Origin of the sequence: Salinicoccus jeotgali (genome assembly GCF_039538805.1) — a bacterium.
GTDB lineage: Bacteria > Bacillota > Bacilli > Staphylococcales > Salinicoccaceae > Salinicoccus > Salinicoccus jeotgali.
This window is the reverse complement of sequence record NZ_BAABCK010000004.1, coordinates 55,431-62,230: the sequence shown is the minus strand read 5'-3', so window position 1 is coordinate 62,230 and position 6,800 is coordinate 55,431. Positions and strand designations below refer to the sequence as shown.

Below are 6,800 nucleotides of genomic sequence, written 5' to 3'. Positions count from 1 at the left end.
ACTGCCCACTTGGTCTCACTTGAATATACGTTTTTGCCCATGCAAAAACACCTCCGATTCAGTACTTGATGAACATTGTACCATTTCGAAGGTGTTTTATATTGTCTCAAATAATTAGGTTAGTCTAGACTTATCCTCCGTTCTTTTTTTCTTCCTTAAAAGTATGAGCACCTTTCAATACGCCTACTACACCTTCGTCTCCATAGGACAAATCTTCAGTAATCGTCTTGAATGTCACATTTTTTGCAGAATCGATATAATACAGGATGATGTCATCTTCAGCAATTGTTTCCACTTCTGAAGGGTCCAATTCTGTAATCTCATATTCGTCTATGAATTGATTGAACCAATAATACGTAAAATATTCATCAAATAGAATATGATGTCTGATAACTTGCTCGACCCGATTCCGCATCTCTTCATGATCGATCGGATAAGGGAACATCTTAACATTCTTCAAGCCAAACTCCTGGGACAGCTCATTAAATGCCAAATGGTTGAATGTATAGGAGCGTGTCATCAATAGACACTGTTCATAAGGGGTAAGGTCGGCCTGTATGCGTTCATCTTCAGACAGCAGGTTACCGTCAAAAGTTTCCAAGCCTAGTTCTTTAGCACGTTTTGCGTCCGAATTCAAAAGATCGGATACCATTACTGGAATCTCATGTTCCTGTAATTTTGAAGCAAGTTTAAGGGAGAAACGGTTCTCACCGATAATTATGATACCCGGTGGTTCTATGCTCGACAGCTTTAATAATTTACTCAGCGGCTTAAAACTGAAGCCATAGAAGACGACCGTCACAAAAACGAAGCCAAATGTAACAGGCGCGATATATTCCGCCATTGGTACATTCTGATCGTTGAATAGCCCTGAGAAGAATTCGGCAACTGCCAGTGCAACGATACCTCTTGGTGCCACAAATGATATGAATGCACTTTCCTTAAATGATATCTCAGTGTTTATTGTAGATAATAAAATATAGGCAGGTCTTACAATTATAATCATGACGAGACAGAACAGCACCAACTCCCAGCTCAGCACCTCACTTAAAACTTCACGTGTCAAAGAAGAAGTAATTAGAATGAAGACCGTAGAAACAAGAATCAGCGTCATCTCATCGATAAAATGATTCGATTGCTTATAAATAAGACTGTAGTTTTTGAGTCGCGCCATCACCAGCCCAAATATCGTCACTGATAATAACCCTGATTCATGCAGTACAGCATCACTCAGGCTGAATAGCAGCAGGATAAATACAAACTGGATGGGTGCCATCAAATTTTGTGGTATGAAATCGCCTTGAATCATCCATATAAACAGATAGGATGCTCCAAAACCAAGAGCAAATGCTACGCTGAACCCAATAATATATTCGAGAAAATACTCAAGACCGAAGTCCTGTCCTAAAATCTGAAAGACATAGAATGCAAATAGCGCCAACATCGGTCCTACAGGGTCGAGGATGATACTCTCCCACTTAAGTATGGAGTTCACCGAGTCTTTAACCTTAGCCTGCTTAAGCAACGGCTGGATGACCGTAGGGCCGGTCACAATGAAGAGGCCTGCAAGTACAAATGATATCGATAATGGGAAGTTCAATATAAAGTACATGGCCATCGCACCGAGTAGCCATGCGAGCACAGCACCAACTGTGATGATCCTTGCTATAGCTTTGGATACTCCTCTCAATTCACGGTAATCCAGATTGCTGCTGCCCTCGAAAAGGATTATTGCAACCGCTAGAGAAACAATTGTTCCAAAAAGCTCGCTGCCCATCATTTCCTGAGGGTTTACTATCTGAAATATCGGACCTACAAGGAGACCTACTATGGACATTACTACTATTGCCGGCCATTTGATCATTGCTGCAATCCATTGACTCGCAATGCCAAGTGTGATGAATAGGGCGACAATGAGCATGAGTGGTATCTCTATATTCATTCTGCTCACCCTTCCTGTTTCCTTAAGACTATATCATTAAGCGTAAAAATTCAGTATTAAAATGTAAATAAAAGCGCAGAATCCTATTTTGATTCTGCGCTTTTATACATCTTCCCTACTTAACGATGATGACAGGAATCTGTGCGCGTTTGGCCACTTTGTGGCTGACACTGCCGAGCATCATTTCTTGAAGACTATTGAGTCCCCGGGTTCCGAGGACAACTACGTCATAATCCCCTGAATTTGCCACTTTCACCACAGTCTCTTTAGGTTCGCCATGCTCGAATAGTACTTCATAGGCGATATTTTCCGCTTCGAAGTACTCTGTGATATTTGATATCTTTGCCAGGCGCTCACGTTCCAGACTCCTATTATTGGACCCATGGAGCACATCTGTTTTTGAGTCGCTATAGGCTATGACATTAAGAATGGTAACCACTGTACCTTCGAAATGGAATTTACTGATTTCCTTAGCAGCCCGGTAGCTATTATCTGAGCCATCAGCTGCCAACAGAATGGATTTATACATGTTTTATCCCCCCATATTAAGCTCTTCTTTATTTATCATACTTAGTTCATTAATGATTTTCCGGCTGTCTTTGTTCAAGTTTTTGATGCGCACTTGATTATTTCTTCGTTTAAGCCTTGTTATCATCGTATCTACAGCATCTACACCAGAGTCGTCCCATATGTGTGCTGAAGTGAAATCAAGTTCTATTATTTTATCATGGTCATCCAAATCGAGTTGGTTCATCATTGTATCAACTGAAGCAAAGAATATCTGCCCATTGAAACGATAGTTTACTTGGTTCCCTGATTCTGAACGATCTACGGTGATGTTGGAGATCTTAGTTGCAAAGAACAATGCACTCAATACCACTCCTGCAACCACACCCATTGCCAAGTTACTGGTGAAAAGGACAATCACGACTGTCACAATCATCACAAGGGCGTCAGTCCGTGGCGCTTTTACGACATACTGGAAAGAGCCCCAATCGAACGTACCTATTGCCACCATCACCATTATCCCTGCCAAAATCGGCATAGGTATCTGAACGACCAGATCTCCAAGGACGATTATAAGGAAGATGAGCACCATTCCCGCTGTAAAAGTCGAGAGGCGGGTAGTTGCACCTGATTTCACATTAATTATTGACTGTCCTATCATGGCACAACCACCCATGCCTCCAAAGAAACCTGCAATGATATTTGATATACCCTGTCCGCGGGATTCCCTATTCTTACTGCTGTAGGAATCTGTAGCATCATCGACAATTTTTGCAGTCAGCAGGCTTTCAACCAATCCGACGATAGCCATTGATATGGAAAATGGTAGAATGATCCTTAACGTTTCCATCGTGTAAGGCACGTCAGGTATGATGAAATTTGGTAGAGAACGTTCTATAGCTCCCAAGTCTCCAACAGTCCTCAAGTCAGCCCCCATAAAGAGGTAGACGGCGGTCAGCACAATGATGGCGATAAGTGGTGCTGGTATCGCCTTGAAAAACCTGGGCACACCATAGATGATCAGCAGGGTGACACCAACATAGACATATGTCGATATTGAGATACCAAAAATATGTTCAATCTGAGACATGAAGATCATAATGGCAAGCGCATTGACAAACCCGAGCATAACGGATTTCGGAATGAACTTCATCAGCTTACCAATCTTCAGGATGCCAAGTACCAGTTGGATCACTCCCATCAGCAGTGTTGCAGCCAATAGATACTCTACGCCATACTCACTCACAAGCGGCACAACAAGTAACGCTACTGCACCGGTGGCGGCAGAGATCATCGCGGGACGACCGCCTAATATTGATATTGATACTGCTATTATGAATGAAGCATATAACCCAACCATCGGATCGACTCCGGCAATGATGGAAAATGCGATCGCTTCAGGAATAAGAGCAAGCGCCACCAGTATCCCCGCCAGAATGTTGGTTTTGGGGTCGGTCAGCCATTCTTTCTTTAATGCCTCTATCATTTTCTACGCTCCTATTTTATAATTCTATAGAGCTTATTATAATCATCAAAGTTTCATAAGTATACCCCTTTTTGGAATTATGACCGCTTTATAGAGATAAGGAGGGTCGGGCATGATCTATGGTTATATCAGAGATGTTGGACTTAACGACTCGAAGATTGAACAGAAAAGAAAGTTAGAAAAGCATGCAGATGAAATATTCGAGGAGCAGCACGCCAAAAACAAAAAACGCACACAGTTAGATCATTTGTTTTCCAGACTTCAAAGTGGAGATTATGTATATACCACTGATTTATTCATACTTGCCGATTCCACAAAACAGCTGGTGGACCTTGTAGATATCATCGAAGAGAAAAAAGCATCCATCATCATCCTTAATAAATCATTGGAGATTAACGGGCACTCCACGTATAACTTTCGGGATACACTCCACCTTTTATCTGAATTTCAAAGTGATGTCGTCAAGTTCAGGACACGTATCGGGGTGTCAGCGGCAGCGTCCAAAGGCAAACCTTCGGGAAGACCCAAAAGAAATGATGACAATATGAAAAGGGCTTTGGAAATGTATATGTCGAAAAAATATACCTTGAACGAAATAAAGAGCGAAACAAATATCAGTAGGGCGACACTATATCGCCATCTCGATCTTTAGGTAAGGGTTCGCTAAGCCACCCCTTCATTTTTTCTTAAGATAGCCTTGGATAACAGCGCTTCTACCCCGATGCATGGTCCCTTCGTGACGTTCCACGATCTTTTCGTCGAGAGAAATGATCTCTATGTCGTAATATGAAAACTCTTTTTCCAATTCCTTAAGGTCATAAAGCATATCACTTCTCTTCGGTCCACCGGTCTGGAACTCCAATTGTCGCTTCGAATAGAATTCGAATATGACTTTCCCACCTGGTTTCACACAGTCTATAAGGTTTTTAAGCATATTCTCCTTTCCTTCTGAGGGCACATGTCCAAATATATTGACTGCGAGGTCATAGAAATTTTTAGGAAGGGCATCCGCCACTGTGAGGACCTGCAGATGGGTCTCTAGGTCGACACCTTCTGACTCTGCCAACCGGACAGTTTTAGCTAATCCGACTTTGGAGTAGTCATATGTTGCGGTCTTGTGGCCTAATTTCGCCAAATACACCGCATTGCGTCCTTCTCCTTCAGCAAGTAAGGCAACCTCCAGATTCCCCTTCTTCCAGATTCCCCTTCTCATAAATGTTTTCTTTTAACCATTCGTTCGGCTCTATGCCATAGATATAGTGTTCTTCATCAAACTTCTTATCCCAATTGTTCAAACCATTCCCCTCCAATATCTGAATATACATACGAGCATATCATTCCAAATCAATTTCTTGAAATTGAACTCTTCGCATTAGTTGACGCTCGTCAATTTTTATTTTGTGCTCTACCTATATACTATAGATAGAAGATAAGAATACAAACTTAACAGGAGGAGAGATCAAGTGAAAACCAATCTGAAGACAGAAACGTTCACCTGTCCAAGCTGCATTAAAAAAATTGAAGGCAACCTATCCAAAAGAGATGGAGTTGAAGTCGCAAAAGTACTGTTCAATTCAAGTAAAGTCAAAGTTGAACATGACGAAAGTAAAATTACTCCCGATGAGATAAGAAATGTTGTAGAAAGGTTGGGCTACGAAGTTCATAATGTTAAATCAAGCTAGATTAAATCTCCCTAACGGGGGATTTTCTTATTCAATCAGATTCTTTGCCGTCTCAGTATCCGCCAGTTAAAATGAATATGTAATTCATTTTGAACGGAGGCAATTATAGTGAAAAATGAGCAATTTGTACTTGCAAACCGCCCAAAGGGCACGCCAGACGATAATACTTTCCGGTTGGAAGAGATATCTAAAAAAGACCCATCAGATAATGAGGTCATGATCAAACCACTTTATATATCTGTCGACCCTTATATGAGGGGACGCATGTCTGATGCAGAATCCTATGTCGCACCGTTTGAGGTCGATCAACCTTTGCATGGCCATGTAGTCGGTGAAGTCCTTGCTTCGAAAGCAGAAGGTTTTGCTGAAGGCGACTACGTAGTCGGCATAATGCCTTGGCAGCGTTATATCACCATTACAACGGATAATATCCAAAAAGTGCAGGATGCTAATGTTCCCCTACACCTTTATCTAAGCACGCTGGGGATGACAGGACAGACTGCTTATCATGGTCTTCTGAAGATCGGACAGCCGCAATCCGGTGAAACAGTCGTAGTCTCTGCGGCTTCAGGTGCAGTAGGTTCCGTAGTCGGCCAGATCGCTAAAATAAAAGGTGCCAAAGTCGTTGGTATTGCTGGCGGTAAAGAAAAAGTGGCTTATTTGAAGGATACACTCGGTTTCGATGCTGCGGTCGATTATAAATCGGATGACTTCGAAAAATCCCTCGAAGAAGCTGTACCTAATGGAGTCGATGTCTATTTCGAAAATGTCGGTGGCAAAATCTCAGATGCTGTGTTCAAGCACCTGAATACTTTCTCACGTATCCCGGTGTGCGGCACAATTTCAAACTATAATGACGTTGAACAGGATGTCGGTCCACGTATCCAGCCTATACTCATTAAAAACCAAGCTTTGATGCAGGGCTTTGTAGTCGGTAACTATTCCAATGATTTCCAAGAAGCCGGACAAACACTTGCTGAGTGGGTAAAGGACGGCAAGATCCACACAGAAGTAAGCGTTGAAGAAGGATTCGAAAATCTGCCAAAAGCGTTCAATAACCTTTTTGAAGGTAAGAACCTAGGTAAGCAGGTAGTTAAGATATAATGCATTGCGATACAAAAAAACGTCCATTTTATGGGCGTTTTTTTGTATCGTCATTGTCATTTCGATAATGATTTTATTA

Annotated in this window: 7 protein-coding genes; 3 read left to right on the top strand and 4 right to left on the bottom strand. The window is 41.9% G+C overall.

The window, feature by feature from the left end:
- Positions 1 to 130: 130 nt before the first annotated feature.
- The 3 genes from ABD734_RS00930 to ABD734_RS00920 all read right to left on the bottom strand — a co-directional run bounded on the left by ABD734_RS00930 (position 131) and on the right by ABD734_RS00920 (position 3,935).
- Positions 131 to 1,942, bottom strand: coding sequence for a cation:proton antiporter (locus ABD734_RS00930; RefSeq protein ID WP_344700743.1), 1,812 nt, complete (start codon positions 1,940 to 1,942; stop codon positions 131 to 133).
- Positions 1,943 to 2,057: 115 nt separating this feature from the next.
- On the bottom strand, positions 2,058 to 2,471 hold the full coding sequence (locus ABD734_RS00925; RefSeq protein WP_344700742.1) for a universal stress protein: 414 nt from the start codon (positions 2,469 to 2,471) through the stop codon (positions 2,058 to 2,060).
- A gap of 3 nt (positions 2,472 to 2,474) precedes the next feature.
- Entirely contained in the window at positions 2,475 to 3,935 is a 1,461-nt protein-coding gene (locus ABD734_RS00920) for a SulP family inorganic anion transporter (protein WP_344700741.1), read from the bottom strand.
- Between the two features lie 112 nt (positions 3,936 to 4,047).
- On the opposite strand from ABD734_RS00920, the gene ABD734_RS00915 reads away from it, so the two are divergent.
- The gene (locus ABD734_RS00915; protein WP_344700740.1) at positions 4,048 to 4,587 is read left to right on the top strand and encodes a recombinase family protein; all 540 of its coding nucleotides are present in this window, start codon (positions 4,048 to 4,050) and stop codon (positions 4,585 to 4,587) included.
- 24 nt (positions 4,588 to 4,611) lie between these two features.
- Here ABD734_RS00915 and ABD734_RS00910 read toward each other — a convergent pair whose 3' ends face one another.
- On the bottom strand, positions 4,612 to 5,148 hold the full coding sequence (locus ABD734_RS00910; RefSeq protein WP_344700739.1) for a class I SAM-dependent methyltransferase: 537 nt from the start codon (positions 5,146 to 5,148) through the stop codon (positions 4,612 to 4,614).
- A gap of 250 nt (positions 5,149 to 5,398) precedes the next feature.
- Between ABD734_RS00910 and ABD734_RS00905 the strand changes: the two genes are divergently transcribed.
- Both ABD734_RS00905 and ABD734_RS00900 read left to right on the top strand, forming a co-directional pair.
- Positions 5,399 to 5,617 (top strand): heavy-metal-associated domain-containing protein, encoded by a 219-nt coding sequence (locus ABD734_RS00905; protein ID WP_344700738.1) that lies wholly within the window; start codon positions 5,399 to 5,401, stop codon positions 5,615 to 5,617.
- Between the two features lie 108 nt (positions 5,618 to 5,725).
- The gene (locus tag ABD734_RS00900) at positions 5,726 to 6,721 is read left to right on the top strand and encodes an NADP-dependent oxidoreductase (protein ID WP_344700737.1); all 996 of its coding nucleotides are present in this window, start codon (positions 5,726 to 5,728) and stop codon (positions 6,719 to 6,721) included.
- Positions 6,722 to 6,800 lie beyond the last annotated feature (79 nt).

Coding starts and splice junctions, on each gene's coding strand:
- ABD734_RS00930 (WP_344700743.1), bottom strand. CDS start 1,942: ATGAATATAGAGATACCACTCATGCTCATTGTCGCCCTATTCATCACA.
- ABD734_RS00925 (WP_344700742.1), bottom strand. CDS start 2,471: ATGTATAAATCCATTCTGTTGGCAGCTGATGGCTCAGATAATAGCTAC.
- ABD734_RS00920 (WP_344700741.1), bottom strand. CDS start 3,935: ATGATAGAGGCATTAAAGAAAGAATGGCTGACCGACCCCAAAACCAAC.
- ABD734_RS00915 (WP_344700740.1), top strand. CDS start 4,048: ATGATCTATGGTTATATCAGAGATGTTGGACTTAACGACTCGAAGATT.
- ABD734_RS00910 (WP_344700739.1), bottom strand. CDS start 5,148: ATGAGAAGGGGAATCTGGAAGAAGGGGAATCTGGAGGTTGCCTTACTT.